This is a genomic window from Actinoplanes couchii, assembly GCF_016862075.1.
GTDB lineage: Bacteria > Actinomycetota > Actinomycetes > Mycobacteriales > Micromonosporaceae > Actinoplanes > Actinoplanes couchii.
On the sequence record NZ_BOMG01000094.1, the window covers coordinates 20,052 to 46,707 of the forward strand.

27 protein-coding genes are annotated in these 26,656 nt (G+C 70.7%); 17 read left to right on the forward strand and 10 right to left on the reverse strand.

Annotation, left to right across the window (positions count from 1 at the left end; translation table 11 throughout):
- Positions 1-14 precede the first annotated feature (14 nt).
- The 4 genes from Aco03nite_RS37010 to Aco03nite_RS37025 are packed head-to-tail and all read right to left on the reverse strand — an operon-like array spanning position 15 to position 2,620.
- Entirely contained in the window at positions 15-584 is a 570-nt protein-coding gene (locus Aco03nite_RS37010; RefSeq protein WP_203805034.1) for a methyltransferase family protein, read from the reverse strand.
- A gap of 41 nt (positions 585-625) precedes the next feature.
- Complete coding sequence (locus Aco03nite_RS37015) at positions 626-1,393, reverse strand: cation efflux transmembrane domain-containing protein (RefSeq protein WP_203804678.1); 768 nt, start codon at positions 1,391-1,393, stop codon at positions 626-628.
- The gene (locus tag Aco03nite_RS37020) at positions 1,393-1,722 is read right to left on the reverse strand and encodes an ArsR/SmtB family transcription factor (RefSeq protein ID WP_203804681.1); all 330 of its coding nucleotides are present in this window, start codon (positions 1,720-1,722) and stop codon (positions 1,393-1,395) included. Before Aco03nite_RS37020 ends, Aco03nite_RS37015 begins: the two co-directional genes overlap by 1 nt.
- A 28-nt stretch (positions 1,723-1,750) precedes the next feature.
- Positions 1,751-2,620 carry a fructosamine kinase family protein gene (locus Aco03nite_RS37025; protein WP_203804684.1) on the reverse strand — a complete coding sequence of 290 codons (870 nt, stop codon included), beginning with the start codon at positions 2,618-2,620 and terminating at the stop codon, positions 1,751-1,753.
- Between the two features lie 89 nt (positions 2,621-2,709).
- Between Aco03nite_RS37025 and Aco03nite_RS37030 the strand changes: the two genes are divergently transcribed.
- From Aco03nite_RS37030 to Aco03nite_RS37055, 6 genes are all read left to right on the forward strand, one after another.
- The gene (locus Aco03nite_RS37030; protein ID WP_203804687.1) at positions 2,710-3,213 is read left to right on the forward strand and encodes a SigE family RNA polymerase sigma factor; all 504 of its coding nucleotides are present in this window, start codon (positions 2,710-2,712) and stop codon (positions 3,211-3,213) included.
- A gap of 13 nt (positions 3,214-3,226) precedes the next feature.
- Positions 3,227-4,411: a hypothetical protein gene (locus Aco03nite_RS37035; protein ID WP_203804690.1), complete on the forward strand. Its 1,185-nt coding sequence runs from the start codon at positions 3,227-3,229 to the stop codon at positions 4,409-4,411.
- 51 nt (positions 4,412-4,462) lie between these two features.
- Complete coding sequence (locus tag Aco03nite_RS37040; RefSeq protein WP_239145746.1) at positions 4,463-5,998, forward strand: ArnT family glycosyltransferase; 1,536 nt, start codon at positions 4,463-4,465, stop codon at positions 5,996-5,998.
- A gap of 61 nt (positions 5,999-6,059) precedes the next feature.
- On the forward strand, positions 6,060-7,436 hold the full coding sequence (locus Aco03nite_RS37045; RefSeq protein ID WP_239145747.1) for a glycoside hydrolase family 43 protein: 1,377 nt from the start codon (positions 6,060-6,062) through the stop codon (positions 7,434-7,436).
- Positions 7,437-7,453: 17 nt separating this feature from the next.
- Positions 7,454-9,067 (forward strand): glycoside hydrolase family 27 protein, encoded by a 1,614-nt coding sequence (locus tag Aco03nite_RS37050; protein ID WP_203804693.1) that lies wholly within the window; start codon positions 7,454-7,456, stop codon positions 9,065-9,067.
- 70 nt (positions 9,068-9,137) lie between these two features.
- Positions 9,138-11,384, forward strand: coding sequence for a beta-L-arabinofuranosidase domain-containing protein (locus Aco03nite_RS37055; protein WP_203804695.1), 2,247 nt, complete (start codon positions 9,138-9,140; stop codon positions 11,382-11,384).
- A gap of 17 nt (positions 11,385-11,401) precedes the next feature.
- Here the strand turns inward: Aco03nite_RS37055 and Aco03nite_RS37060 are convergent, their stop codons facing one another.
- The gene (locus Aco03nite_RS37060) at positions 11,402-12,403 is read right to left on the reverse strand and encodes a protein kinase family protein (RefSeq protein WP_203804697.1); all 1,002 of its coding nucleotides are present in this window, start codon (positions 12,401-12,403) and stop codon (positions 11,402-11,404) included.
- Entirely contained in the window at positions 12,400-14,094 is a 1,695-nt protein-coding gene (locus tag Aco03nite_RS37065) for an amylo-alpha-1,6-glucosidase (RefSeq protein WP_203804699.1), read from the reverse strand. The genes Aco03nite_RS37060 and Aco03nite_RS37065 overlap by 4 nt, the downstream gene beginning before the upstream one ends.
- 126 nt (positions 14,095-14,220) lie before the next feature.
- Here Aco03nite_RS37065 and Aco03nite_RS37070 point away from each other — a divergent pair, with 126 nt between their 5' ends.
- Positions 14,221-15,609 (forward strand): family 43 glycosylhydrolase, encoded by a 1,389-nt coding sequence (locus Aco03nite_RS37070; RefSeq protein WP_203804701.1) that lies wholly within the window; start codon positions 14,221-14,223, stop codon positions 15,607-15,609.
- 159 nt (positions 15,610-15,768) lie between these two features.
- Positions 15,769-17,028 (forward strand): MFS transporter, encoded by a 1,260-nt coding sequence (locus Aco03nite_RS37075; RefSeq protein ID WP_203804703.1) that lies wholly within the window; start codon positions 15,769-15,771, stop codon positions 17,026-17,028.
- Here the strand turns inward: Aco03nite_RS37075 and Aco03nite_RS37080 are convergent.
- Positions 16,928-17,473, reverse strand: coding sequence for a hypothetical protein (locus tag Aco03nite_RS37080; RefSeq protein WP_203804706.1), 546 nt, complete (start codon positions 17,471-17,473; stop codon positions 16,928-16,930). The genes Aco03nite_RS37075 and Aco03nite_RS37080 overlap by 101 nt on opposite strands.
- Positions 17,474-17,601: 128 nt before the next feature.
- Between Aco03nite_RS37080 and Aco03nite_RS37085 the strand changes: the two genes are divergently transcribed.
- A complete protein-coding gene (locus tag Aco03nite_RS37085) occupies positions 17,602-18,336 on the forward strand; it encodes a hypothetical protein (protein ID WP_203804724.1) in 735 nt (244 codons plus the stop codon).
- Positions 18,333-18,941 (forward strand): hypothetical protein, encoded by a 609-nt coding sequence (locus Aco03nite_RS37090; RefSeq protein ID WP_203804727.1) that lies wholly within the window; start codon positions 18,333-18,335, stop codon positions 18,939-18,941. The genes Aco03nite_RS37085 and Aco03nite_RS37090 overlap by 4 nt, the downstream gene beginning before the upstream one ends.
- A 10-nt stretch (positions 18,942-18,951) precedes the next feature.
- Here the strand turns inward: Aco03nite_RS37090 and Aco03nite_RS37095 are convergent, their stop codons facing one another.
- A complete protein-coding gene (locus Aco03nite_RS37095) occupies positions 18,952-19,332 on the reverse strand; it encodes a hypothetical protein (RefSeq protein WP_203804730.1) in 381 nt (126 codons plus the stop codon).
- Positions 19,333-19,358: 26 nt separating this feature from the next.
- Between Aco03nite_RS37095 and Aco03nite_RS37100 the strand changes: the two genes are divergently transcribed.
- The 6 genes from Aco03nite_RS37100 to Aco03nite_RS37120 all read left to right on the forward strand — a co-directional run bounded on the left by Aco03nite_RS37100 (position 19,359) and on the right by Aco03nite_RS37120 (position 23,927).
- Complete coding sequence (locus tag Aco03nite_RS37100; protein ID WP_203804733.1) at positions 19,359-19,937, forward strand: TetR/AcrR family transcriptional regulator C-terminal domain-containing protein; 579 nt, start codon at positions 19,359-19,361, stop codon at positions 19,935-19,937.
- The gene (locus Aco03nite_RS37105; RefSeq protein WP_239145748.1) at positions 19,934-20,575 is read left to right on the forward strand and encodes a hypothetical protein; all 642 of its coding nucleotides are present in this window, start codon (positions 19,934-19,936) and stop codon (positions 20,573-20,575) included. The genes Aco03nite_RS37100 and Aco03nite_RS37105 overlap by 4 nt, the downstream gene beginning before the upstream one ends.
- Before the next feature lie 95 nt (positions 20,576-20,670).
- Positions 20,671-20,880 carry a hypothetical protein gene (locus Aco03nite_RS53465; RefSeq protein ID WP_239145749.1) on the forward strand — a complete coding sequence of 70 codons (210 nt, stop codon included), beginning with the start codon at positions 20,671-20,673 and terminating at the stop codon, positions 20,878-20,880.
- A 112-nt stretch (positions 20,881-20,992) separates the two neighbouring features.
- A complete protein-coding gene (locus tag Aco03nite_RS37110; RefSeq protein WP_203804736.1) occupies positions 20,993-22,126 on the forward strand; it encodes an alpha/beta hydrolase family protein in 1,134 nt (377 codons plus the stop codon).
- 14 nt (positions 22,127-22,140) lie between these two features.
- The gene (locus Aco03nite_RS37115) at positions 22,141-23,274 is read left to right on the forward strand and encodes a sensor histidine kinase (RefSeq protein ID WP_203804739.1); all 1,134 of its coding nucleotides are present in this window, start codon (positions 22,141-22,143) and stop codon (positions 23,272-23,274) included.
- On the forward strand, positions 23,271-23,927 hold the full coding sequence (locus tag Aco03nite_RS37120; protein WP_203804742.1) for a response regulator: 657 nt from the start codon (positions 23,271-23,273) through the stop codon (positions 23,925-23,927). The genes Aco03nite_RS37115 and Aco03nite_RS37120 overlap by 4 nt, the downstream gene beginning before the upstream one ends.
- A gap of 93 nt (positions 23,928-24,020) precedes the next feature.
- Here the strand turns inward: Aco03nite_RS37120 and Aco03nite_RS37125 are convergent, their stop codons facing one another.
- Positions 24,021-24,839: a VOC family protein gene (locus tag Aco03nite_RS37125; protein ID WP_203804745.1), complete on the reverse strand. Its 819-nt coding sequence runs from the start codon at positions 24,837-24,839 to the stop codon at positions 24,021-24,023.
- Positions 24,840-24,870: 31 nt separating this feature from the next.
- Here Aco03nite_RS37125 and Aco03nite_RS37130 point away from each other — a divergent pair, with 31 nt between their 5' ends.
- On the forward strand, positions 24,871-25,431 hold the full coding sequence (locus Aco03nite_RS37130) for a DUF6584 family protein (protein ID WP_203804748.1): 561 nt from the start codon (positions 24,871-24,873) through the stop codon (positions 25,429-25,431).
- Here the strand turns inward: Aco03nite_RS37130 and Aco03nite_RS37135 are convergent.
- Positions 25,389-26,615: a flavin monoamine oxidase family protein gene (locus tag Aco03nite_RS37135; RefSeq protein WP_203804751.1), complete on the reverse strand. Its 1,227-nt coding sequence runs from the start codon at positions 26,613-26,615 to the stop codon at positions 25,389-25,391. The genes Aco03nite_RS37130 and Aco03nite_RS37135 overlap by 43 nt on opposite strands.
- Positions 26,616-26,656 lie beyond the last annotated feature (41 nt).

Below are 26,656 nucleotides of genomic sequence, written 5' to 3' on the forward strand. Positions count from 1 at the left end.
GTAGGCGCTGGGGTTCACTCCAGCGCAAGTCTGCCGAGGCCGGGCACGAACCGTCCGACCCGGGCCGCGTAGGCGGCATAGGAGTCGCCGTGCGCCCGGAGCAGATAGGGCTCCTCCACCCGCCGGACCTGCGCCTGAAGGGCGACCAGCAGCGCCACCGTGGCGACGACGGCGACCGGGTTCGGGGCCATTAGGGTGAGCCCGGTGCTGGTCACGGCCATCGCAGCGAAGATCGGATTGCGGGATACGGCGAACGCTCCACCGGTGACCAGGGCGGTGCGCTCGCCCGGGTCGACGCCGATCCGCCAGGACGCGCCCATGTTCAGTTGAGCGACGAGGACCGCGCCGATGCCCAGAATCGCGATTATCGGGCCGGTGACCTGGGCCCACCGGTGATCGAGGGCACCGATCGGGTCCAGTCCGGCCAGTCCGGCGGCGGGCCCGGCGACTCCGAGCACGAGCGCGGCGACGAACAGGATCTTCGCCCACCAGCGCAGCGTTCCGGGCGGCCCGGCGTCCAGCCGCAGCCCGGTGTCGCCGGTGGCCCGCCACTGCGCCAGGGTCCGCCAGCCGAACGCCAGCATCAGCGCGGTCAGATTGAGCGCCAGCGCGCCCGCCGCCGCGATCACGAGTGACCACCACGGTCGCCGCCGGAGCCGGGCGCGGTACTCGGAGTGCAGCAGGCGTCGCCGGAATTTCCGGAGTCGGGCACGGTGCTCGGGGCGCAGCAGGCGTCGCCGGAGTTGCTGGAGTTGTTGGAGTCGAGCTCGTGCGCGGTGGCCGGGGCGCAGCATGTGTCGCCGCGCCAGGCGTCGCGGCCCTCCTTGACCGCGACGGCGGCGATGACCAGCGCGGCGACCGGGTCGGCCCAGCTCCAGCCGAACAGGGTGTTGAGCCCGAGCCCGGCGAGCAGCACCGCGGACAGGTAGGTGCAGAGCATCGTCTGCCGGGAGTCGGCGACGGCAGAGCGTGAACCCAGCTCCTGACCGGCGCGGCGCTGGGCGAGGGACAGACCCGGCATGATCGCCAGGGACAGCGCGGCCAGCCCGAGCCCGATCGTGGAGTGTTCGGCCTCGGCCCCGCCGGCCAGAGCGATCAGCGAATCCGCGGTGACGTAGGCGGCCAGGGCGAAGAAGGACACCGCGATGATCCGCAGCGCGGTCCGTTCCCGCCGGGCCGGGTCACGGCCGGCGAACTGCCAGGCGACGGCGGCCGCCGAGGACACCTCGACGACCGAGTCGAGACCGAATCCGATCAGCGCGGTGGACCCGGCCGCGGTCCCGGCGCCGATCGCGACGACGGCCTCGATCACGTTGTAACCGATGGTGACGCCGACCAGCAGCCGGATCCGCCGGGTCAGCACCGCCCGCCGGTCGAGCGTGATGACGGCCATCAGCAGCAGTCCTTGGTGGCGGCGTCCGGGCAGGCGGCCGGGTCGACGGCCAGGACCAGGCCGAGCAGGTCGTCCAGGGCGTGCCGGATGCGGGAGTCGGCCAGCTCGTACCGGGTGCGGCGGCCCTCCGGGACGGCCACGACCAGGCCGCAGCCGCGCAGGCAGGCCAGGTGGTTCGACAGGTTCTGCCGGGTCGCGCCGAGCATGTCGGCCAGCTCGGCCGGATAACCGGGCGCGTCCCGCAGCGCCAGCAGCAGTCGCGCCCGGGTCGCATCCGACAGGGCGTGCCCGAACCGGGCGAGGACTTCCGCGTGCGTCACCGTCTCCATGTCGCGGACAGTACAGCAAATCCTGTATTCAGCGAAAGCTGTACGGTTTGAGGGTGGCCCGGATCGTCTCGGCGGCACCCCAGTCGTCGTCGAACTGGGCCAGCACCGCCAGATGCTGCCGGAGCTGGATGATCGGCATCCGGGCCGGCCAGCCGTCGTCGAGGCCGGTCAGTTCGGCGTACACCGCGAAGAACCGGCGTGCCGCGGGCGGCGGCGCCGTGGTCCAGAGGTGGGCCAGATCCACTTCGGCCCACGTGTACGAGACCGCCGGATCGATCACCGCCGCCCGCCCGTCCGCGGTGGCCAGCACGTTCTGGGTCCACAGGTCGCCGTGTGTCAGGCAGGCCGGCCGGTCCGGCAGCAACTCCGGGAGCCGGGCGCAGAGCCGTTCCAGTGCGGCGCGGTCGGCGGGCCCGAGCGCCGCCTCGACCCGGGGCTCGCCCAGCCAGCGCAGCAGCCGGTGCTCGGCGAAGAAGGCGAAACCGTCGCCGGTCCACGTGTTGACCTGGCGTCGGCGGCCCAGCCAGTTGTCCCGGTGCCACCCGAAGCGCGGATGGACGGTGCCGGTGTGCAGACGGGCGACCGCGTGCGCGAACCGTTCCCAGAACGCCGCGCCGTCCGGCCGGGGGTGCAGCAGCGACAGCACGAGCACCTCGTGATTCGCCACGAGCACCTCGGGTGTCGCCAGCCCGCCGAGATCCCGCAGCGCCGCCAGGCCGTCGGCCTCCGCCACGAACACGTCGCCGTCCGGAGCGTCGGTGAAACCCTTGACGAAGACCGGTGGTCCATTGCTCCGGTGGGCCGTCCCGGCGATCGCGGCGAGCCCACCGCTGAGCGGCGAGACGGTGACGACGTCGTGGATGCCGGCTCGGGACAGTCGCTCGGCCAGAACGGACATGGCTCCTCCGGGTGTACCGAATTTTTTGCGGGGGCGTGCAACAGTCTGCGGGCTTCGAGCGTGTTGGACCGAACCATGGGAGGTGAGCAATGGCCGACGACTTCGAGTCGTTCGTCCGTGACCGCATGAACGCCCTGGTCCGATACGGCTACGTGCTCTCCGGGAACCCGCACGACGCGGCGGATCTGGCGCAGGAGGCTCTGGCCCGTCTCGGCGAGCGGTGGCGGCGGGTGCATGCCAGGGGCGACCCCGAGGCGTACGTCCGGACCACCATGGCGCGACTGCACATCAGCTGGTGGCGGCGCCGTCGCCGGGAGCATCCGGTGCGGAACCTGCCGGAGGAGAGCTACGACGACTCGGGGCTGCGTGCCGCCGACGGTGACATGGGGTTGTGGCAGGCGGTCGGTGAACTGCCGCCCCGGCAGCGGGTGGTGCTGGTGCTGCGCTACTTCGAACAGCTCACCGACGAGGAGATCGCCGACGAGCTGGGGGTCACCCGGGTCACCGTCCGCACCCAGGCGTCGCGGGCGCTGGAGAAGTTGCGCCGGGTCGAGAACTTTCGGGTCGCCGAGTTGAGCGGAAGACTGTGTTGAGCGGAAGACTGTGATGCGTACCGACGTCGAGAACGATCTCACCCGTACCCTCCGAGCGGCCTTCGCCTCCGCACCACCGGTGGCGCCGGGCTTCCCGGAGACCGTGACCAGACGCCGTGGGCAGCGGCGACGCCGCCGGGCCGCCGCGATCACCGGGCTGGCCGCCGTGCTGCTGGCGATCACCGGCGTGGTCACCGTGCGACCGGCCGCCGAGAGCCTGCCGGCCGATGCCGGTCCGGTGCGCGACGTCCGTGCGGTGTGGCCGGAGGCGGTCGTCACGCTGCCGCCCCTGACCGGCGGGGACGTGCGCTACCAGGTCGAGGCCGCGCTCGGTGACGGCGTCTATCTGGTCCGCCCCGAGCGCGGTGCGCCGGTGCTGCTGGACGGCGCGAAGGTCCGGCGTCTGGACGGCATCTTCCCGGCGGACTGGCCGGGTGATCTCGGCATCACCGCGAACCACATCGTCTGGTCGATGGCCACCGGCGACGGCGTGGACGTCTACGTCCAGCCGTGGCGTGACGACGGCCCGGCGGTGCATCTCGGGCGCCTACCGGCGATGGACGTCGCGGTCACCGAGTCGGGTGACGCCTTCTACGCCGTCGGATCGACGAAGAGCGGCAACCTCTGGACGCATCGTCTGTACCGGCTCGCCGCCGGCCAGGAGCCGGTCCCGGTCGCCGCCGGTGACGGATATGTGCTGGTCGACGGCCCGTGGGCGGTGAGCGGCGTGCCGCAGCCGGGTGCCGCGAACCGGTTGCCGCGGGTGTGGGAACCCTATCCGAGCCTGGCGAGCGTGCTGACCGCGCCGCGGTCCGTGCCCACCTACCGCAACGTGGTCACCGGGCAGACGGCGACGCCGGTCAGCCGGGCGTCGATCATCAGCTGCGCCGTCGCCGCCTGTGCCGGGCACGACGGGGGAGCGGTGGTGTTCTGGGACGCCACCGGCGCGAACGAGGTCCGCACCGGGTTCACCCTGGATCTGCGGGACCGGGCGGATGCCTTCTTCGACACGTCGGGACGGTTCGTGCAGGTGACGACCCGGACGCCCCGGGAGTCGACCTCGACCACGACCGGCAGCCACCTGTGGGACCGGACCACCGGCGCGGTGGCCACGGTGCGCGGCGAGATGGCGTACGACGTGATCGATCTCGGTTTTGACGGTGGCAAGACGGTGCTGGACCTGACCCGCATCCGGTAACCGACCCTGGAGTGCTCCTTGAGTGTCGCCGTAGCGCGCGCTAAATCGATTTTGCAACCGAAGCTGCTGGTCCCGCTCCTGCTCGTGCAGATGGCCATCGTCATGATCGTCACGGCGGTGCAGCAGACCCCGACGATCGACGAGCCGGTGTACGTGGGAACCGCGGTCACCTACCTCGAGCAGCACAGTCTCCGCTACAACCCGGAACATCCGCCGCTCGGAAAACTGATCATCGCCTCCGGACTGGCCCTGGCACAGCCGCACCTGGATCCGGAATTCGCCGGGAACCAGAGCGAACTGGGCCGGCACGTTCTCTACGAGGCGGGAAACGAGCCGGGGCTGCTGATGCTGCTGGCACGGCTGCCGATGATCGTACTGACGCTGCTGTTCGGTCTGGTGGTCTTCGCCTTTGCCCGCGATCTGACCGATACGACCGGCGGACTGTTGGCGCTGTCGATGTTCGCGTTCTCACCCGATGTCCTCACCCACGGATCGCTGGCCACTCTGGATCTGCCCACGGCCGGATTCCTGCTCACCGCCGTCTGGTTGACGTGGCGCGCCCGGACGGCGCGACCGTGGTGTCATCTGGCACTGGCCGGTGCCGCTCTGGGAATGGCGCTGGCCACCCGGGCGAGTGCGCTTCCGGCGCTGCCACTGGTCCTTTTCCTCGCGTACCTGAGCGTCCGCCGTTGGGTCGTTCTGCCCCTGGTGGCGGGGGTCGCGACCGTGGTGGTCTGGCTGAGCTATCTCGCCGTCGATCCCGGGCTGCACTGGGTCGCGCCGGACAACATGCCGGACATTCACGGCTGGCGGGCGGTGCTGACCGATCTGCTGCCGTTTCCGGAGCCCTATCGGGACGGGATGCGGATGCAGTTCGCCATGGAGGACTCCACCTTTCGCGGATTCCTTTTCGGGGAGCGTTACGAAGGTGCGCTCTGGTACTACCTGCCGGCGGCGCTCCTGGTGAAGACCCCGCTCGGCATGCTGGCGGCCTGGATCGGCGGACTGTACCGGACGCGTGGGGTGGCCGCCCTCTACGTGCTGGTGCCGCCCGCTCTGCTGCTGGCGGTGGCGATGACCGGGGCCCGCAATTACGGCACCCGGTATGCGATCGTGGTGCCGCTCTTTCTGGCGGTGGCGGCGGCGGGGCTGGTGGTCGTACGCCGCATGGCAATGGTGCTAGTGATCGTGGTAGCGGCCAGTTCGATGACTACGTTTCCCTATTATCTGCCGTATTCCAACGAGGCTTTCGGCGGTCCGTCCCGGACACATCTGCACCTGCACGACGCCAACGTCGACTGGGGCCAGGATCTGGGCCGGCTGGGCCGGCATCTGCGCGAGCGATATCCCGGCGAACCGGTCTGGCTGGTGTACAAGGGCGCCGGGGTGCCGGAGGCGTACGCGATCACCGCCCGGAATCCGCTGCTCGTGCGGCCGTCGGAGGTGCACGGCCTGCTGGTCGTCTCGAACAGCGCGGTGGCTCTGGCGACCGGCCGCCTCGCCACCCTGCTGGCCACCAGCGGCCCCCCGATCGACGAGGTGGGCCACTCGATGAGCATCTATCGTCGCCCGTCGCCATCACCTTGACAGTCATCCATGTGAGCGATAACACTGCCCGGAAACACTCTGGAAACAGAAAGGCAGCCCCGTGCCTCTGTCCCGAAGAGATTTCACCCGCATCGCCGCCATGACCGCGCTGACCAGCGGTGTCACCGTCATCGGCGCACAATCCCCGGCGCTGGCGGCGAACACCGCCTATGTCTTCGGCTACTTCAAGGAGACCCCGAACCAGAGCGGCGACAGTTACGCCCTGCACCTGGCCGTCAGCACCGACGGCCTGAACTGGCGGCCGCTCAACCAGAACAACCCGGTGGCCACCCCCACCGCCGGCACCCTCGGCCTGCGCGACCCGTTCATCCTGCGCAAACAGGACGGCACCTTCGTCGTGCTCGCCACCGACCTGCGCGGGCGCATCTTCACCGAGAACAACCAGTACCTGCACGTCTGGGACTCGGCGAACCTGACCAGCCTGACCAACTACCGCCGGATCCGGATGCACGGCCTGAACACCCACACCTGGGCGCCGACCGCGTTCTGGGTGCCGGCCCGCAACCAGTACGCGATCGTCTACTCGGCCAACAACGGCCAGGACGTCTTCATGGTCAACTACACGTCGGACTTCCGGACGGTCAGCGCCAACCAGGCCTACTTCAGCCCCGGATACCCGGTCCTGGACGCCGACATCGTCGCGGACGGCTCGACGTTCTACATGTACTACAAGAACCTCAACGACGGATTGCTGTACGGCGCCCGCTCCAGCTCCGGCGAACCGAACACCTACAGCAACTACACCAGCGGTCTACGCCAGGGCAACGCGATCGAGGCGCCCCTGCTGATCAGGAACAACACCGGCAGCGGCTGGCGGCTGTGGGGCGACTCGTTCAGCCCGGTCAACAACGACTACTACGCGTGGTCGACGACGAACGTCGGCGCGAACTCGTGGACGGTGCTCGGCCAGCGCGACTTCACCCCGCCGCTGAACGCCAAACACGGCTCGATCGTCGGCATCACCGCCGCCGAGTACGACGCCCTGGTCGCCCGCTGGGGCCTGCCGAACTGGGTGCGGCTCAAGTCGTACAACTACCCGGACCGGTACGTGCGGCACGCCGACAACCTCGGCCGCATCGACGCCTACCCGTTCGACCCGCACGAGGACCAGCTGTGGCGGATGGTCGCCGGGCTGGCCGACTCCGCCGGCGTCTCGTTCGAGTCGGTCAACTATCCCGGCCGCTACCTGCGGCACAGCAACTACGCGATCCGCCTGGACACCAACGACGGCACCGCGACGTTCCGCGGCGACGCCACGTTCACCCGGGTCGCCGGGCTGGCCGACGCGAGCTGGTCGTCGTTCCGCTCGTACAACGTCCCGGACCGCTACCTGCGGCACTCCGGCTACGTGCTGCGCATCGACCCGATCGGCACGGCCGCCACCGAGCGCCAGGACGCCACCTTCCGGGTGTCCTGATGCTGTTGAGTGTCCTGATGCGAAGGATCGCGCTCGCCGTGGTCCTGGCCGCCACGGCCGTGGCCGTTCCGGCGCCGGCCACGGCCGCGCCGGGCAGCCCCGCGGTCCGGCCGCCACTGGGCTGGAACAGCTGGAACACGTTCGGCTGCGACATCAACGAGACCAAGATCCGGGCCGCCGCCGACGCCATGGTGTCCTCCGGGATGAAGGCCGCCGGCTACGAGTACGTGGTGGTCGACGACTGCTGGCAGGCCACCACCCGCGACGCGGCCGGGAACCTGCGCTCCGACCCGGTACGGTTCCCGTCCGGGATGAAGGCGCTCGGCGACTACATCCACGGCCGGGGCCTGAAGTTCGGGATCTACCAGGCGCCGCGGGAGAAGACCTGCGCCCAGTACTTCAACGCCCTCGGCGGTTCCACCGGAGCCCTCGGCCACGAGCGGCAGGACGCGACCATCTTCGCCTCGTGGGGTGTCGACTTCCTCAAATACGACTGGTGCTCACCCTGGGGCACCCTGAACGAGCAGGTCGCCGGTTTCACCCTGATGCGCGACGCGCTGCGGGCCACCGGACGCCCGATCGTCTACTCGATCAACTCCAACAGCGCACACACCAACACCGGTCCGGCGTACGACTGGGGCCCGGTCGCCGACATGTGGCGTACCACCGAGGACATCACCGACCGGTGGAGCACCGGCTGCACCGCCGACTGTTTCATGGGCGTCACCGAGATCCTCGACGTCCAAGCGCCCCTGTACTCCCGGGCCGGTCCGCAGCACTTCAACGACCCGGACATGCTCGAGGTCGGCGTCCGCGGCACCTTCACGCCGACGGAGAACCGGGCCCACTTCAGCATGTGGGCGATCATGGCCGCCCCGCTGATCGCCGGAAACGACATCACCACCATGCCCGCCGACGTACGCACGGTGCTGACCGACCCGGACGTCCTCGCCATCAACCAGGACAGCCTCGGACGCCAGGCCCAGCGCGTCCGCGACTACGGCGACACCGAAGTCTGGGCCAAGACCCTCAGCGACGGCTCCGGCGCGGTGGCCCTGCTCAACCGGTCGAACAACACGGCGACCGTGTCGACCACCGCCACCGAGATCGGCATGCCGGCCGCCTCCGGATACCAGCTGTACGACGTCTGGACCAACACGTCACGCAACACCGCGAGCACGATCAGCGCCACCGTCCCGCCGCACGGCGTGGTCATGTACCGGGTCAGAACCGGCTCGACCACCCCGACCACCACGTACAGCCTGCGCGGCACCGCCTCGAACCGCTGCCTGGACGTGCTCGGCGGCGCCCCCGTCGACGGCGCCCAGGCGGTGATCTGGGACTGCAACGGCGGCGTGACCCAGGTCGTCACCGAGACGTCCGGCCAGCTGCGCATCGGCGGCAAGTGCCTGGACGCCGACAACAATGGAACCGCCGACGGCACCCGGGTGATCCTCTGGACGTGCGGATCAGGCACCAACCAGCAGTGGACGTCACAGAGCGACGGCACGATCCGCGGCACCCAGTCCGGCAAGTGCCTGGACGTCAACGGCGGTGCCACCGCCGACAACACCACCGTCATCCTGTGGACCTGCTCGGCCGCCGCCCACCAGCGCTGGACCCGCTTCTGAGGGAACGCCACCTCCCGATCCGGATTCCCCGCCTCTCGTCACAACCCCGACAGCCACCCGGAGGTTCCCCGTGTCCCCGCTCCCCGTCTCCCGGCGCGCCGTCCTCGCCTCGGCCGCCGGATCGACGCTGCTGCGCGGCACCCCCGCCGCGGCTGCCGTGATCCCGCCGGTCCGGGCCGACCTCGGCGTCGCCGCCTACCCCTTCACCCCCGGCCAGGTACGCCTGACCGCCGGCCGTCTTCTGGACAACCAGAACCGCACCCTGAGCTACCTGCGGTTCGTCGACGTCGACCGGCTGCTCTACGTCTTCCGCGTCAACCACGGCCGGTCCACCGGCGGCGCCACCGCCAACGGCGGCTGGGACGCGCCCACCTTCCCGTTCCGCAGCCACGTGCAGGGGCACTTCCTGACCGCCTGGGCCCAGGCCTGGGCCGTGCTCGGTGACACCGTGTGCCGGGACAAGGCCAACTACATGGTTGCTGAGCTGGCCACATGCCAGGCGGCCAGCGGCTACCTGTCCGGGTTCCCGGAAGCCGACATCACCGCTGTGGAGAACCGGACCCTCAGCAACGGCAACGTGCCCTACTACTGCATCCACAAGACCATGGCCGGGCTGCTCGACGTGTGGCGGCTGATCGGCAACACCCAGGCCCAGACCGTACTGCGGAACCTGGCCGCCTGGGTCGACACCCGGACCGCCGCGCTGACCACCGCACAGATGCAGGCGATGCTCGGCACCGAGTTCGGTGGGATGAACGCCGTGCTCACCGACCTCTACCAGCAGACCGGCGAAGCCCGCTGGCTGACCGTGGCGCAGCGCTTCGACCACGCCACGGTCTTCGACCCGCTCGCCTCCGGACAGGACCGGCTCAACGGGCTGCACGCCAACACGCAGGTGCCGAAGTGGATCGGGGCGGCGCGGGAGTTCAAGGCCACCGGCACGACGCGGTACCGGGACATCGCCACCAACGCCTGGAACATCACCACCGGCGCGCACACCTACGCCATCGGCGGCAACAGCCAGGCCGAGCACTTCCGGCCGGCGGGTGCGATCGCGTCCTACCTGACCAACGACACCTGCGAGCACTGCAACACGGTCAACATGCTGCGGCTCACCCAGGAACTGTGGCTGATCGACCCGAACCGGTCGGCATACTTCGACTTCTACGAGCAGGCGCTGCTCAACCATGTGGTCGGCGCCCAGAACCCGGCCTCGTCCTTCGGGCACGTCACCTACTTCACGCCGCTGCGTGCCGGTGGACGCCGGGGTGTCGGGCCGGCCTGGGGCGGAGGCACCTGGTCGACTGACTACACCACCTTCTGGTGCTGTCAGGGGACCGGGGTCGAGGTCAACACCAGGCTGATGGAGTCGATCTACCACTACAGCGGGTCGACGCTGACGGTCAACCTGTTCGTGCCGTCGACGTTGACGTGGACCGCGCGCGGCATCACGGTCACCCAGTCGACGACCTTCCCGACCAGCGACACCAGCACGCTCACCCTGGCCGGGTCGATGAGCGGATCGTGGAGCATCCGGGTACGGATTCCGGCGTGGACGTCCGGGGCCTCGATCAGCGTCAACGGGGCGGTCGTCGCCACACCGGCCGCCGGTGGGTACGCCACGGTCACCCGCACCTGGGCGGCCGGGGACGTCATCGTCGTCAAGCTGCCGATGCGGATCGTGCTGCGGCCGACACCGGACCAGCCGGACGTGCAGGCCATCACCTACGGGCCGATGGTGCTCGCCGGGAACTACGGGGACACCGCCCTGTCGGCGCCGCCGTCACTCGACGTCGGGTCGATCACCCGGACCTCGGCCAGCGCGAACGGGGCGACCGTCGGCCTGGTGCCGTTCCACGAGGCGCACGGTTTCAATTACACGGTCTACTGGACGACTGCTCAGACGTACAAAATCGTCAATGTTCTGAGTGGTCTGGTCCTGGGTGTGAAGGACATGTCGGTGGCGAACGGCGGTCTCGCCCTGATCTGGGGCGACACCGGAACCGCGGACCACCGCTGGGCCCGGATCCCCGACGGCGACGCGGTCCGGTTCCGCAACCTGAACAGCGGCAAGGTGCTCGGCGTCCAGAACATGTCCACCGCCGACAACGCCGTCGTCCTGCAGTGGGACGACAACGGCACCGCCGACCACCGCTGGCAACTGCTCGACCAGGGCAACGGCACCTACAAGATCCGCAACGCCAACAGCGGCAAACTCCTGGCAGTCCTGAACAACGCGACCGCCCAGGGCTCCCAGGCAGTCCAGGACCCCGACAACGGCACCGCCGACAACCTGTGGCGGCTGACACCCGCCTGACCCCATTGCCTTCTCGGTTACGACGGGGAAACCGGACCGCCGAACATGCGCGCCCACCAGCCGCGGGGCCGGTCGGTGGCCAGGGCCAGTGCGTGGTCGGCCCAGGCCAGTGGGTCGGGCGGGCGCTGCTCCGGGTCCGGTTCCAGCATGGCCGCCAGGTGGGCGGCCAGCTCACCGGGGCTGTCGATGCCCGGCCCGGTCAGCGCCTCGGCCAGTTCGTGGCGGATGGCGGCCATGTCCTGGGCCGGCGCGTAGCCGGTGACACAGAAGAACGCGAGCGCGCCGAGACTGTACAGATCCGACTCGGGGGAGCGCGGGCCGAACGGGGCGGCATGCAACTCCGGCGCCACGAACAGGCTGCGCTGCCAGCGGCTCGGGAGGAAACCGTCCGGGCCGGGATGCAGCCGGCCCACGTCGACCAGGACCGCCCCACGGCCGGGATGCACCACCGCGCTGGTGGGCTTGATGTCATGACGGATCAGCGGGTCGGGGTGCCCGGCACCGGCCACGTGCAGGGCCTGGTAGGCGGCGGCCAGGTCCCGGACGTGACCCAGCCGGTCGAGCGTGGAGTCGTTCCCGGACCGGATCCGGTCGTCCAGCGAGGGGCCGTCGATCCAGTCCGTCACCAGGTGGAACCGGGGCCCGGCCGGCTTACGGGTGTCCGCGGCGACGAAGACGTCCCGCAGACCGGGCAGATGCGGGCTGGACACCGCGTCGAACCGTCCCAGCTGGTCCTGCCAGCGCCGCAGGTCCCCGGGCGGCAGCGGATCCGTCTCGGCCCCCGGCACCGGCGCGAACACCTTGATCGCGAAGGCGGCCCGGCCGTCGGCGTGTCCGCGGCGCCGGGCCTGCCACACGACCCCCTCGGTGCCGAACCGCTGGCGGCTGAACAACTCGTACCGCTGCGGATCGTCGTCCGGCCCGATGAACTGCCCGCTCGGCTCCGCCACCAGCGGCGGACCGTCGTACGGCACATGCAGGTGCAGGCAACCGGGCTCGGAAGACGGTGGAACGGTCATGCGTCGTGGTCTCCTTCGAGGCGGTGCTCGTGGGCGGCGGCCAGGATCAGATAGCTGCTCGCGGTCCACGTGTAGGCCCGGTCGCGCAGTCCCGCGCCGGTCTCGGCGTCGAAGTTCTCCGCGAACCCGGACTTCTCGCACAGGGCCCGGAACCGGCGGCTGATCTCGTCGGCCAGCTCGATGTGACCGGCCCGGCGCAGCCCGTCCTCGATCAGGACCGTGGACGGCGCCCAGATCGGGCCCCGCCAGTAGCCGTCGGCCGTGTAGTGCGGCGAGTCCACCGGCTCGGTGGCCGGGCCGTGCTCGGTCAGGTGGGCGCCGAGCCGGTCGACCAGGGCCGCGGCGATCGGCTCCGGCAGTTCCGCCCCGAGCGCGATCGGCATCAGATCGAGCAGGCTGGTGCCGGTCCGCAGGGCGCCGGTGTGCGGGTCACGGGCCGCGAACCGGTCACCGGTCCACAGTTCGTTCACCATCGCCGCCCGGATCCGGTCGGCGGTCTGCTGCCACGGCCCGGCCGGCTCGCCGAGTTCACCGGCCAGCTCCGCCAGACAGCGCAGCTGCATGACCAGGAACGCGGCCAGGTCCGCGGTCTGCACCAGCCGGCCGCCGTCGAAGGTGGTGGCGTTGTCCCAGCCGCTGTCGTTGCCGTGGGTGTAGTACGGCAGCTCCGATCCCGGCGCCCGGCGCGCGTCCAGCCAGAACCGGGTCCACCGGGCCAGCCGTTCGTAGGTGCGGGACAGCTCGGCCCGGTCGACCGGAGCACCCAGCCACTGCCGCAGGTGCTGCAACGCCCAGCCGTGGACCGGCGGCTTGACGAAGTTGTGCAGCACCTCCGAATGGGTGATCGAATCCGGTAGCGCCCCGCTCGCGTCCTGGTGGTCGAACGGCAGCTGGAACTGGTCCCACGCCAACTGCGGATCGCCCGCGGCGAGGGCGATCGCGTTGAAGCAGTGGTCCCAGCTCCAGACCTTGTCCATCCAGTGTTTGCTCATCAGCACGGCGGGGCGGGTGACCAGCGCGGCGGGATCGACGGTGGCCGACCACATCACGTAGGCGGCGAGTTCGGCGGCCGGGGTCCGGGAGCTGCGCCACGGTGCCACCGAGTCGGCGAACCCGGTGAACGCGGCCGCGGTCGCCCGGTGCAGCTGATCGAATCCGGTCTCCGTGCGGTAGGGCGCGCGGGCGGTCTCGTACTCCTCGATCGCGAGTTCCCACGGCCGGCCGGGTGGCAGCACGACGCCCCGCTCGGCCGCCCCGAGGGATCCGGCGCCGAGAACCTGATCGGGTTCGCCGGACAGCAGGGTGATCCGGTACCGCCGGCCGGTCTCGTAGGAGGTGAACACGTACCCGCCGTCGACCGGATCCCGGTACAGGTAGGTGCCGCTGAACGGTGTCAGCGTGCCGGCCGCCGCGGTGATCCGCATCCCCGGCCCGGCGCTCCGGACCCGGACGGTGTCCGGCCCCTCGTAGGTCAGCTCGATGCGCCCGTCGTCGAGATCCCAGGTCAGGAGGGCGGGCGTGGCGGTCACCGTGGCCGCCCCGGCCGGCGCGAACCGCAGCACCGGATGCATGCCGTGCTGATGTGACACCAGGTGCAGGTCGTCGGCGACGGTGTTCTCCGCGATGACCGGGGAGATGCCGAACCAGGAGCCCCGACAGGAGAACGGGATGTCCCGGACGTGGAACTTCATCTGCTGGATCCCGTCCCACGATCGAATCGACGAATCGGCCGGGAGAATGATATCCCGCCTGATCAGGCCTGATCGATCGTGTTCGGTTCGTTGACAGGGGGGTGTGATCGTTAACATCGTGGCGGCATGACAGCCCGCGCCCTGCTCGCCACCTCGACCCTGTTCACCGGATGTGTCGTCGTTCTGTCCGGGTCCGCGGCCCAGGCCGCCACCCTGCCGACCGGCACGCGGTCGCTGGAGTCGGTCAACTACCCCGGGCGGTACGTCCGCCACCTCGACAGCCTGGCCCGCATCGACCCGATCAGCACCGCCCAGGAGAAACTCGACGCCAGCTTCACCGTGGTCAACGGGCTGGCGTCACCGTCCTGCTACTCGTTCCAGGCCAGGAACGGGCAGTTCCTGCGGCACCGCGACTACCGGCTGCGCCTGGACACCAACACCGGCGACGCGACGTTCCGCGGTGACGCCACCTTCTGCGCCGCCGACGGCTCGGTCGCCGGGTCGATCGCGCTGGCCTCCTACAACTATCCGGACCGCCGGGTCCGCCACCGCGACTACGCCCTCTGGCTGGACCCGGTCGCGGACACCGCGGCGTTCCGGGCGGATAGCTCGTTCCGCCTGACCACCGCGTGGGCGCCGAAGACGAACAAGAACCCGGTGCTGCCCGGCCTGTTCGCCGACCCGCACCTGACCACCTTCAACGGCCGCTACTACCTCTACCCGACCACCGACGGGTACGCCGGCTGGGGCGGCACCTACTACAAGGCGTTCTCCTCCACCGACCTGGTCAACTGGACCGACCACGGCGTGATCCTGGACCACGGCCCGGACGTGTCGTGGGCCGACAACTCGGCCTGGGCGCCCGCCGTCGCCACCGCCAACGGCAGGTACTACCTGTATTTCTCCGGTGGCCTGGCCAGCGGGAACACCGCCAAGCAGCTCGGTGTCGCGGTCGCCGACTCGCCGGCCGGCCCGTTCCGGGACGCCCTCGGCCGCCCGCTGGTGACGAGCAGCCAGTTCTCCGGCGGCCAGGCCATCGACCCGGCGGTCTTCACCGACACCGACGGCCGGTCCTATCTCTACTGGGGTCAGGGCGTGTGCCGTGTCGTGCCGCTCAACACCGACATGACCTCCTACGACCCGGCTCAGGTACGCACCATCACGCCCAGTGGCTACAACGAGGCGCCGTTCGTGCTCAAGCGCAACGGCACCTACTACCTGATGTGGTCGGAGAACGACACCCGCAGCGAGGACTACCGGGTCGCGTACGCCACCAGCACCTCGCCGCTGGGCCCGTGGACGAACCGGGGAGTCGTACTGCAGAAGCGTCTGGATCTGGGCATCAAGGGCACCGGTCACCATTCGGTGGTGCAGGTCCCCGGCACCGACACCTGGTACATCGCCTACCACCGGTTCGCCGTTCCGGCCGGTGACGGCACCAACCGGGAGACCGCCATCGACCGTCTGGAGTTCAACACCGACGGCACGATCCGCCCGGTAATTCCCACCCTGTGATCCGCAACCTTCGATAGGATCCGGGGCGCCAACGGAAATGGAGTGGGAATGCTTCTCACCATGGTCACGGTCGCTCTCTCGCCTGAGGAGCGGGCCGACTGACACGCTGATCGGCCGGCTCCTCGCCAAACTCTTCCTTCTTGGCTCGAGGAGCTCGTTTTGCGTGCCCTTTTCTCCGCGCGTCTCGGCGCGGACTTCAACCGTCTCTGGACCGCGTCCGCCGTCTCCAACATCGGCGACGGCGTCACCATGGCCGCCGGTCCGCTACTGGTCGCCTCGGTCAGCGACGACCCGTCGCTGATCGCCGGCGCCGTCTTCGCCCAGCAACTGCCCTGCCTGCTGATCGGCCTGATCAGCGGCGCGTGGGTGGACCGTCTGGACCGGCGTACGACAGTGGTGGTGGTCAATCTTCTGCGTGCCGCCGCGCTGGCCGCGCTGACCGTGACCATCGCCGCCGGTGTGGTCTCCATCCCGGTGATCTACCTGGTGGTGTTCCTGCTCGGGGTCGGTGAGACCCTCGCCGACAACGCCATGGGCGCCATGATCCCCGCCGTCGTCGCGCCCGAGCACCTGCAGAGCGCCAACACCCGGCTGGGCGTCACGTTCGGCATCGGCAACCAGTTCGTCGCGAAACCGCTGGGCACCTGGCTGTTCGTGGTGTCCGCGGCGGTGCCGTTCGGGGTGGACGCGCTGACCTTCGCCGCCTCCGCCGCGCTGATCGCCGGCCTGCGCCCGGTCCCGCCGTCACCGGCGCACGAACGCACCTCGCTGCGCCGGGAGATCGGCGCCGGGATCCGCTGGTTGGGCCGCCACCGGCTGCTGCGGACCACGGCGATCACCATGGGCATCGGGAACATCGCCTTCTGCGCGGCGTTCGCGGTGTTCGTCCTCTACTGCCGCGACCGCCTCGGCCTGAACGAGGTCGGTTACGGCGTCCTGCTCACCGCGTTCGCCGCCGGAGGCCTGCTCGGCGCGGGCGTCGCGGCCCGCCTGAGCCGCCGGTTCGGCAACCCCGCCCTGCTGCGGGCCGGGCTGATCGTCGAGGTGGGTGTCCATCTGACCCTGGCCGTGACGACGTCACCGTGGGTGGCGGCCGCCGTTCTGGTCGTCTTCAGCGTGCACACCATGGTGTGGGGTGTGCTCGTCGCGACGATCGGCCAGAAGGCGGTCCCCGACCACCTACGCGGCCGGGTGTCAAGCGTCTACTTCCTGCTGCAGACCGGCGGGGCGGCGCTCGGCTCCCTGCTCGGCGGTGTCCTCGCCGGGGTGTGGGCGGTCACCACCCCGTTCTGGGCCGCCGCCGTCGTCATGGTCGCCATCACCGTGGGGGCGTGGCGTCCGCTCGGTGAATCACGCGACCCTGCAACCGGGTCAGACCCCGCATCGCCCACAGCAGTATCGGAACCGTCAGCACCATGACCAGGCCGGCGTGCACGGCCCAGACTCCGGCGAGGGTCGGGCCGCCCCACGCGTTGACGTATTCCCCGACCCATTCACTGTCGGTACGCGAGACGAGGCGCAGCCCCCACGGGCCGTCGCCCACGTACCTGCGCACCGGATAGCCGACGTTCATCACGATGTGCAGGGCCAGGTACTGAAGGACCAGCCAGCCCAGCACACCCGTCCCGACACCCCCGAGCGCACCGGCGAGGACCCGCATCGGCGAGACCTCGCCGGGCGCGTTCGGGGGTTGCGGGTCGCCGGTCAGGCCACGTGCCAGGCGCCGCTGACGGTCCGCTGCCGCGGCGGTCCGGCCGGTCAGCACCTGCACGGCACTGATCAGATGAAGGGGCGGGGCGATGATCGCGTATCCGATGCGCCGCCAGGTCCCCGCCTCGTACGCACGTCTCCAGAAGGTCCACATTGGCATCAACCTAGAAATCCCGGAGATCACTCGAAAGGGGGATGACCCCTAATGCCGGGCCGCTGGGCCGGGAAACCCACGTTGTTAGAATCCGGCTCGCCTATTGATCAACCGGGGGTGAGCGGCCGATGGCGACCACACATGGCGGCGGTGCCGCCCCCACCAGCCGATCCGGTGGCGGAGGCGGCGGGCCGCGGGTGCGTGGCGGCGGCGCGGGCAGTGTCGTCCAGCTCACCGCGTCGTTGAAGGCCCAGTTCCAGGCCGGGCGCGCGGGCAAGGGCACCTCGGTCATCCTGGCCAACCAGGCCGACTGGGAGGCGTACCAGGCGGGTACCGGCCCGAAACCGGCGTCTGCCGATCTGCTCGTGCACCAACGCGGCGACTTCCACGCCGACGACTTCCGCCGCAAGGCCCTCGACCTGAACGCCCTCGGCGACGAGGGTGTGCTGCTCAAGGCCGGTGAGAAGACCCAGCGGCCGGGCGTCCCGCACAAGCAGCCCGACAAGTTCCCGCGCAAGGCCGTCCCGCGGACCGTCACCCGGATCTTCCGGGAACGGATCATCACCCGGCTCAGCAAGGCCGGAACGAAGAACCCGGACGGCACGCGCAAGGACCGGAAGGTGCGGGATCCGGCCAACCAGCAGCTGCTGAACAAGTTGTACCGGGGCCGGGGGACACCCCGCCGGGCCGGTGAGGCGCTCGACCCGGATCACATCCACGAGTTGCAGCTCAAAGGCATGGACGTCCACAGTAATCTGCGGTTGATGGACGCCTACACCAACCGGCATCTGGGTTCGGACATCCACCTGGCGTTGAAGAAGGTAGACCCGGAGACCCCGGTGAAGGTGAGGCTGGTCGAGTGACGCTCCAGGACAAGCTCGAGACTCTGCGTGCCGTCGAGGCCGAGCACCGGTTCGGCGCCGTCCTCACCCCGGGCGCCGACCTCACCCCGATCCCGGAGCTGCCAGCCGGCACGATCGAGGTGTTCCGCCTGTTCGGGCGGCTGCAGGGCCGGAACTTCCTGTTCAAGGCGCCGCGTTCGATCCGGTCGCCGGAGGCCTGGGCGGCCCGCCTGACCGACGGCTTTCCGCACGGCGAGCACCTGCAGATCGGCGCCGAGATCTGGACCCAGCCCGAGCACCTGCCCGGGATGACCGAAGAGGACGAGGACGGCTCCGGTTACGGCGGCGCCCAGATCCTGATGAGCGTCGAGGACGGCCGGGTCCGCTACATCGATCCGGACGACTACATCGAGCTGTTCAGCGACCACGACGACGTCGACGGCCTGATCCGGGAACTCGCGCCGGACCTGGTCACGTTCTTCGACCGGTTCGTCCTCGGCGAGCGCTACCCCGAGCTGGTGGACCTGGTCCTGGGCGAGGGCACCGCCGACGACCTGCACCGCAAGACCGGCGAGTACGCCGACCCGTGGCGCCGCCTGCTGATCGCCGCCGACCTGGCCGGCTGACCCGGACCTCTCAAGCGAGGACGGTGGCCGCCAGCGCCAGGGCGGCACCTGCGAAGACGACCGTGTTGCGGACGTGCTGCTGCAGCGGCACCCAGGACGGGAATCCGCGCTCGGCGGCCTCGAGCAGCGCGGGCACGTCGACCCGGAGCAGCTCCGGGTCGCCCTTGCGGCGGAAGGCCGCCCGCACCGAGGCGACAGCGGTCCGGTTGCTCCACACGATCAGGGTGTTGCCGATCAGGACCAGCGGCATCAGGACCCAGCTCAGGGTCTGACCCCACGGGTTGCCGGCCAGGTTCAGCGCGGCCAGGGCGATCATCAGGGCGGCCACCGTGGCGGGAGCCGCGGTCTCGTGACCGCTCGCGTCGAATCGCAGGTTGTTGTCGGCCAGCACGGTGGTGGGGACACCCTGGCGGGTCAGTGGCGCCCACCGCGGTCTACTGGCACGTCAAGAACAAGGACGACCTGGTCGTGCTGGCCGCCGACCGGATCTGGCTCGAGATCACCCCGCCCGACCCGGCCCGTGTCGACTGGCGCACCGCCGCCACCACGATGGCCGTCGACCTGCACTCGATGTTCAGCAGGCACCCGTGGCTGGTCCAGGCATTCGGTTCCCACCTGCTGTACGGCGAGGGCAAGGCCCGCTACGACGACGGCATCCTCGGCGTCTTCGAGAGCGGCGGCTTCACCGGCCCGGCCGCCGACCGGGCCGCCGGCATCCTGTTCACCTTCGTCCTCGGCAACGTCCTCGGCGCGGCCGCGACCACCACCCTGTCCCGGCGCCTGGCCCGCACCGGCAGGAACCCGGACGCGGCGATCGCCGACACCGTCACCAGGGCCGCCGAGATAGCCCGGCGCTACCCCCGGCTCCGCTCCCGCCTGGACACCCCGGCCGCTGACTACAATGCGGCTCCGGATCAGACCTTCGAAGCCGGTCTCCGTGTCCTGCTGACCGGCCTGGCCGCCGAGCTTCCCCCGGATCGGAGCGACCGCGTATGAAGCTGGACCAGGTGACCATGCCGGGCCAGGTCTGGGGGCTGGCCACCACCGGCCCGGCCGGCCCGATCTTCGTGACCAGCTACGGCACCGGCCGGCTCGACGTCACGGTGCTCACCGCCGTCGACCCGGCCGGCCGGATCATCTGGCAGCGCGAGTTCGACGGGCACCCGCAGCCACCGCGCGCCATCGCGGCGGGCACCGTCTGGCTGACCCACCTCGGCCCCGGCGGCCACACCTTCACCGAGGTCAGCCCGGACGGTGAGATCCTCCGCTCGGTCGTCCCGGACCATCGGGCCCATGAACATCTCGGCGCCTTCGTCGTGCTCCCGGACGGCTTCTGCGTGATCTGGTTACCGGCCCGGCGACAGCACCATGTCCCCGCCGGTGAGACTCCCCGCGTCGTCCGGCACACCGCAACCGGCGCCACGGCATGGTCGGCACCGCTCACCCTCACCGAACTGTCCTTCTCCGGCATCGTCGGAATCGGCGTGGACACCGGCGGAGAGATCCGGCCGGTCAAGCCGTGGGAGCCGCGGACCATCTGGACCGGCAGCCGGGAGCCGCTGCTGGTCGCCGGTGACCGAGTGCTCGCCGAGATCAAGGCCGATTCCGCGTCCTCGAACCCGGCGGTTCCCTGAGTGACGGCCCCCTGCTGAGCGGCTCCCACACCACCTACCCGGCGCTGGACGCCGACGGCACGGCCGTCTTCTGGCGCGACGGCGAACTGCTGGCCGTGGATGCCGATCTGCGGTCCCGGACCCTGTTCGCCCGGGACGACGACCGGGCCGTGATGAGCCGGATCCTGCTGCCGGCCCCCGGCCTCGTCGTGTTCAGCCTCGCCGACGAGTTGCTGTTGTTCCGGGACACCGGCCTGGCCGGTCTCGCCGACGGCCCGTGGCCCTGCGGCGACGGCAACCCGCACGGCAACCCGGTGCTCATGTAGGCGGTCTCCATCGGAGGTTGTAAGTGCCGGTGCCTACCTCCGCCGGATGTGCCGGGCCCGCCGACGCGGCAGGCTCTGAGGTGTCAGACAGACACCTACCAGGGGGAACGACATGAGAATGAAGAAGGTCGCGGTACTGGCCGCCGCCACCCTCGGCATCGCACTGGTGCCGGCGGCCGTGGCGAGCGCGGGGGACAAACCGGTCCGGGAGTCGGTGACGATCCCGATGGAGGGCGGGTGGTCGGCCAAGGGCGAGATCACCTACCCGAAGGGCGCCAAGGGCCGCCTGCCGGTGGTGGTGCTCCTGCACGGCAGCGGCCGCAACGACATGAACCAGACCCTGGCCCCCGGCGTCGCCACCTTCACCGCGGTCACCGAGGCGGTGACCAGGAAGGGCTTCGCGGTGCTGCGCTTCAACAAGCGCGGCGTCGTCGGCGTCGGCCCGAAGCTGAGCGACGACCCCCGGTTCATCAACTTTCCCAAACCCTACGAGCAGACCGTCCGCGACGCCGCCGCCGTCATCCGGTTCGCCGCGAAGACCCAGCGGGTCGACCCGTCCCGGATCTACCTGCTCGGCCACTCCGAGGGTACCCAGGTGGCGGCCAATCTGGTCGCCGACCCGGCCGCCCACGGCATCCGGAAACCGGCCGGTGTGATCGGCATGGGCGTGGTCGGTGGCGAGCGCCCCGCGATCATCTACTACCAGCTGATCGGCCGGGTGCTGGGCCAGCTGCACGAGGAGTTCGACTTCGACGGCGACGGCCGGCTGACCCCCGACGAGATCACCGGTGGGCTGGTCGGACTGCCGGACGCGGCGGTCACCCAGTTCCGGGCGATCCTGACCGACACCGACAAGAACGGTGTCGTCGACATCGACGACGAGGTCGAGCCGATCCTGCGCCAGGCCTCGGGTTACGACAACTACCCGAACCTCACCGGGTTCCCGCAGGGTTTCGCCGACTACCTGACCGATTTCGGGCGCTTCCCGGCCCCGGTCCAGGACCTGCCGAAGTACGACGGCCCGGTGCTGCTGCTCAACGGGCAGACCGACGCCCAGACCGTGGTCCGCGGCGCCGTCCTGGTCGACGCCGCGCTCACGAAGGCGGGTAACCCGGACCACCGGCTGATCACCTACCCGGGTGTCAGCCACCTGATGAACGTGACCGCCAAGTACCAGCCGGAACTCGGCAACCCGGACGCCGCGGTGCTGCGGGACATCACCACCTGGCTGACCGCGCACCGCTGAGACGAAGGACGACCATGCTGATCCGGGACGGGGCGCTGGCCGTGGCGGCCGCGACGGTCACCACGCTGATGTTTCTGCTCTTCGACGCGGAGCGCAGCCTCGGCACGGTCGCCATGGCCCTGATCGTGGCGCAGACATTGCTGATCTGTCTGCGCCGGGTCAGCCCGCTGTGGTGCCTGGCGGCGATGCTGGTGCTGCAGGTCGCGATGGCCGCCACCGTCCCGGACGGCACCGGCCTGCGCGGGTTCGGCCCGGTCGTGGTGGTCTACACGTGCGGCACGGTGCTGGCCACCCGGACTGCCATCGGTCTCGCCGTCCTCACCACGGGCGTCGAGATCGGGGCGTTCGCCCTGCTCAGCATGCCTCCGCTGGAGAACCCGCCGCTGGAGCTGGCGCAGCTGGCCCTGCAGTTCGCGCTGACCGTGACGGTCTACGCCGGTGCCGCCCTGCTCGGCTCGCACCTGAGCATGCGCCGCCGCTACGCCGAGGTGGTCGAGGACGCGCACCGGGCCCGGACCGAGGCGGTGCTGACCGCCGAGCGGGCCCGCACCGCCCGTGAGCTGCACGACGTCGCCGCCCACCACCTGACGTCGCTGATCGTGCAGGCCACCCTGGTCGAACGCCTCCTCGACCGGGATCCGGAGGCGGCCCGCCGACACGCCGCGGCGGTCCGGGAGGAGGGCCGCAACACCCTGAACCAGCTGCGGCAGATCGTCGGGGCGCTGCGCGAGGACGACGGCATCGACCCGGACCTGCCGGACGGCAGCGGCCTTGCGATGATCGACCGGCTGGCGTCCGGTGACGGCGCCGCGCTCACCGTCCACGGCACACCCGGCACTCCGGATCCGGCGGTGGAGCTGGCGCTGTACCGGGTGGCGCGGGAGGCCCTGACCAACGCCCGCGACCACGCCCCCGCGGCGCCGGTGACGGTCACGCTCACCTACCAGGACTCGGAGACCACCATGGAGATCCACAACGGTCCGCCGGCGACCGCGCCGTCCCGGCGGGACCGGCGGCACCGCGGTTTCGGCCTGATCGGCATGCGGGAACGGGCCGCGCTGATCGGCGGCACGCTGGAGGCCGGCCCGGCCCCCGACGGCGGCTGGCAGGTCGAGTTCCGGATCCCGCACCAGCGGCCGGCCTCATGATCACCGTGCTGCTCGCCGACGACCAGGCGATGCTCCGGGCCGGTTTCCGGTCGCTGATCGAACTGGCCGACGACATCACCGTCGTCGGCGAGGCGTCCGACGGCCCGGAGGCGGTCCGGATGGCCCGGCTGCTGAAACCGGACGTGGTCTGCATGGACGTCCGGATGCCCGGCGGCGACGGCCTGACCGCCACCCGCGAGATCGTCGCCACCCTGGACCCGGCCCCGGCGATCCTGGTGCTGACCACCTACGAGGTCGACGAGTACGTGTTCGGCGCCCTGGAGGCCGGCGCCAGCGGTTTCCTGCTCAAGGACGCCGACGTGGACACCCTGCTGGACGCGATCCGCCGCCTGGCCGCCGGCCAGGGCATGGTCGACCAGACGGTCACCCGCCGGGTGATCGTCGAGTTCGCCCGCCGCCGCGCCGTCCGAGCCCCCGGCCCGGCCCCCGAGGTCCTCACCACCCGCGAGACCGAGATCGTCCGCCTGCTGGCCCGGGGCCTGTCCAACGCCGAGATCGCCGCGACCCTGGTGGTCGAGGTGAGCACGGTGAAGAGCCACCTGAACAGAGCAATGACCAAGATCGGCGCCAGGGATCGCGTACAAACGGTGATCTGGGCCTATCGCTGTGGCCTTCTCCCCTTGGAAACCTAGATTTGGTACGCCAGGGCAAGGCCCTGTCCCGTCCACGCGAGGCCCGCGGCCCGTCCCGGCCGCCCTCGCGACCGCCGGGAGTGGAGCGGCCCCTCACCGCCGGAAGGTGATGGTGGCGCCGAAAGCCTGGTCGGCGGGGACCGTGAGGGTGTCGGGAGTTCTGGCGAACGGGATCCCGGCTGACCGTAGATGATCCTCGGTCACGGTGATGTCCCGGACCGCCAGGGTGAAGCCGGTGAAAGCGAGCCGCTCCCCGGTGACCAGGGAGACGGCGGGACGGTGCTCGCCGTCGGGGCTCGGCAGGGTGCAGTCGATCAGCTCGACCGCGCCGTTGGCGTGCACCGGCTGCACCGGCTGTTCGGCGGCGGAGTTCTGGGCGATGCCGATCCGGGCCGGGCCCGCGCCGAGGATCTCCAGGTAGTGGGCCGGAACCATCCGGGTGCCGTCCGCCGTCTCGATCGGGCGCTGCACCGCCTGCACTCCGCTGTGGACGATCCCGGCGGCGTCCAGCTCGGCGGCGGAACGGTCGATGTCCGCCGAGTCGAAGATGACGATGTGCACGCCCTCACCACGGTCCAGGAGGCCGGTGAGTCGCGCGGCGGCGCCCCGGATCCCGGCCAGCATGCCCGGCAACCGGTCGTCCGGGACCACGATCGGCAGCAGCTCCGCACCGGCGGGCAACGGCTGGTCCTCGTCCACGACGGTCACCAGCTCGACGAAGTTGCGCCCCAGGTAGATGTGCGCGTTGGCCGCCCCGATCGGCCGCGCCGGAGCACCGGGCTCCCGCGGTAGCGCCGGATAGGTGGCCGCCGCGACGGTGAACCCGAGCCGCCGATAGGTCTCTGTCGCCGCGGCAAGATCATGCACGACGATCCCCACGTGGTGCAGCCGGTCACCGACCACATCGACCACCTCCGTTGTGGACCCCGGTCATCATCGTGACATGGGGAGACCAGAAGTCCTGTCCCGTGCACAAGCCGACCTGGAACGCGGCCACACCCGCCTGGCCCGGCAGCGCCTGGTGGGACTGCTCGCCGACGATCCGCAGGACCTCGACGTCCGTGCCCGTCTCGCCGACGTGTACCGCCGCGAGGGCAACCTGGCCGAAGCGGGCCGCTGGGCGTTCCTCACCGAGGACGCCGAACCGCGGGAACTCGCGGCGTTCGCCAAGCAGTACCGCTCCGCCACCGAGCGGCTGCGGGTGCTCCGGCTGAGGGGCGAGAACCCGCGTGAGCTGGGCCCGCTCGCCGAGCCCCGCTACACCGAGCTGGTAGCCCGGGCCGCGGCCCAGGCGACGGTGAAGGACCTGCTGCCGGAGCCGGTGCCCGACGACCCGCGGCCCGTCGAGAGGATCACCCCGAAACCCGTCGCGAAAGCGCCCGCCGGCGACTGGTCGCTGTCCGACATCCTCTGCCTGCTGGTCGTCTTCGGCCCGCCCACGGTGGCCCTCGGTGTGATCCTCTACGAACTGGTCGTCGCCGCCGTCGAGGCATTGATCCACTGATGGGCGGCCCGGGCAGCGATCTCCGGGTCGGTGCCGGTCCACAGCTCCGCCAGCCACGGCCCGGCGAACAGGCCCACCAGCGTGGGCGTCCCGTCGGCGCCGGTGGCGTCCAGCCATTCGCAGATGTCGTCGGCGCCGGGGCCGTGGAGCCGGTAGTAGCCCGCCGGATGCACCGGCCAGAACCGCTCGTCGAAGCGGAGGATCACCTTCTCCACCCGGCCCATGCCCAGCCGGGACAGCGCGGCCCGATGCGAGGCGGGCAGCTCCGGCGTGAACGTGAGCGACGGCAGCACACCGAGCGGAACCGTCACGATCACCGCGTCGAAAGGCTCCCCGTCGACGATCACCCCGTCGTCGGTGACCTCGATGCCGCGCACCGGGTGGCCGAGGCGGATGTCGACACCGGTGGCCAGGTGCTCCACCAGCAGCCGGTATCCGCCGACGATCCAGCGATCACCCTCCCCGACACCGGGCTCGAAACCGTGCCGGGCGCTCAACCAGGACAACGGGACGCCCGCGTCCATGGTGATCTCCGCGGCGACGTACCGGCAGATGTCCTGGGAAGTGAACGAACCGGGGGCCGCCAGCCAATCCGAGACCACCTCGGCGATCGCGGCCCCGGCCGGAGCAGCGGCGAGCCGGGCCCGCAACTCGGCCTCCAGACCGTCCGGAACCGGGCGGCCGTCCAGGACCAGGGGATCGTGGAAGTCCGTCGGCACCAGCCGTAACCCGAGATCCTCGGCGAGGCGGGCGAGCACGTTCTGATCGAACTGCTGCAGCCAGTTGGCGCCCAGATCGAACCCGGTCCCGCCGATCTCGACCCCCGCGGTGCGCCCGCCGGGCCGGTCCCGCGCCTCCAGGACGACCACCTCACGACCGCGATCGATCAGCGTCCGGGCGGCGGCCAGCCCGGCCGTCCCGGCACCCACCACCGCGATCCGATCATGCCCCAGGTCCGCGGCCCACGAGGCGGCTTCGACCCCTTGCTCGTACGCCCCATGGGTCATCCCGGCCCGGGTCGGATGGGTGGCCTCGCCGGCCAGCCGCAGCCGAGTCCCGACCGGCGTGCCCAGGTCGATCCGGTCCTGCGGGCTGCCGTCCCGCCCGATCAGGCTCCACGACCCGCGTGACCAGGGGTCCGTCCCCCAGTGGGAGACCGCGAAGGCAACCGGTGTGATCGACATGGCCGGAGGCTAACAGCGCGCCCGGTCCACGAGCGACGGTT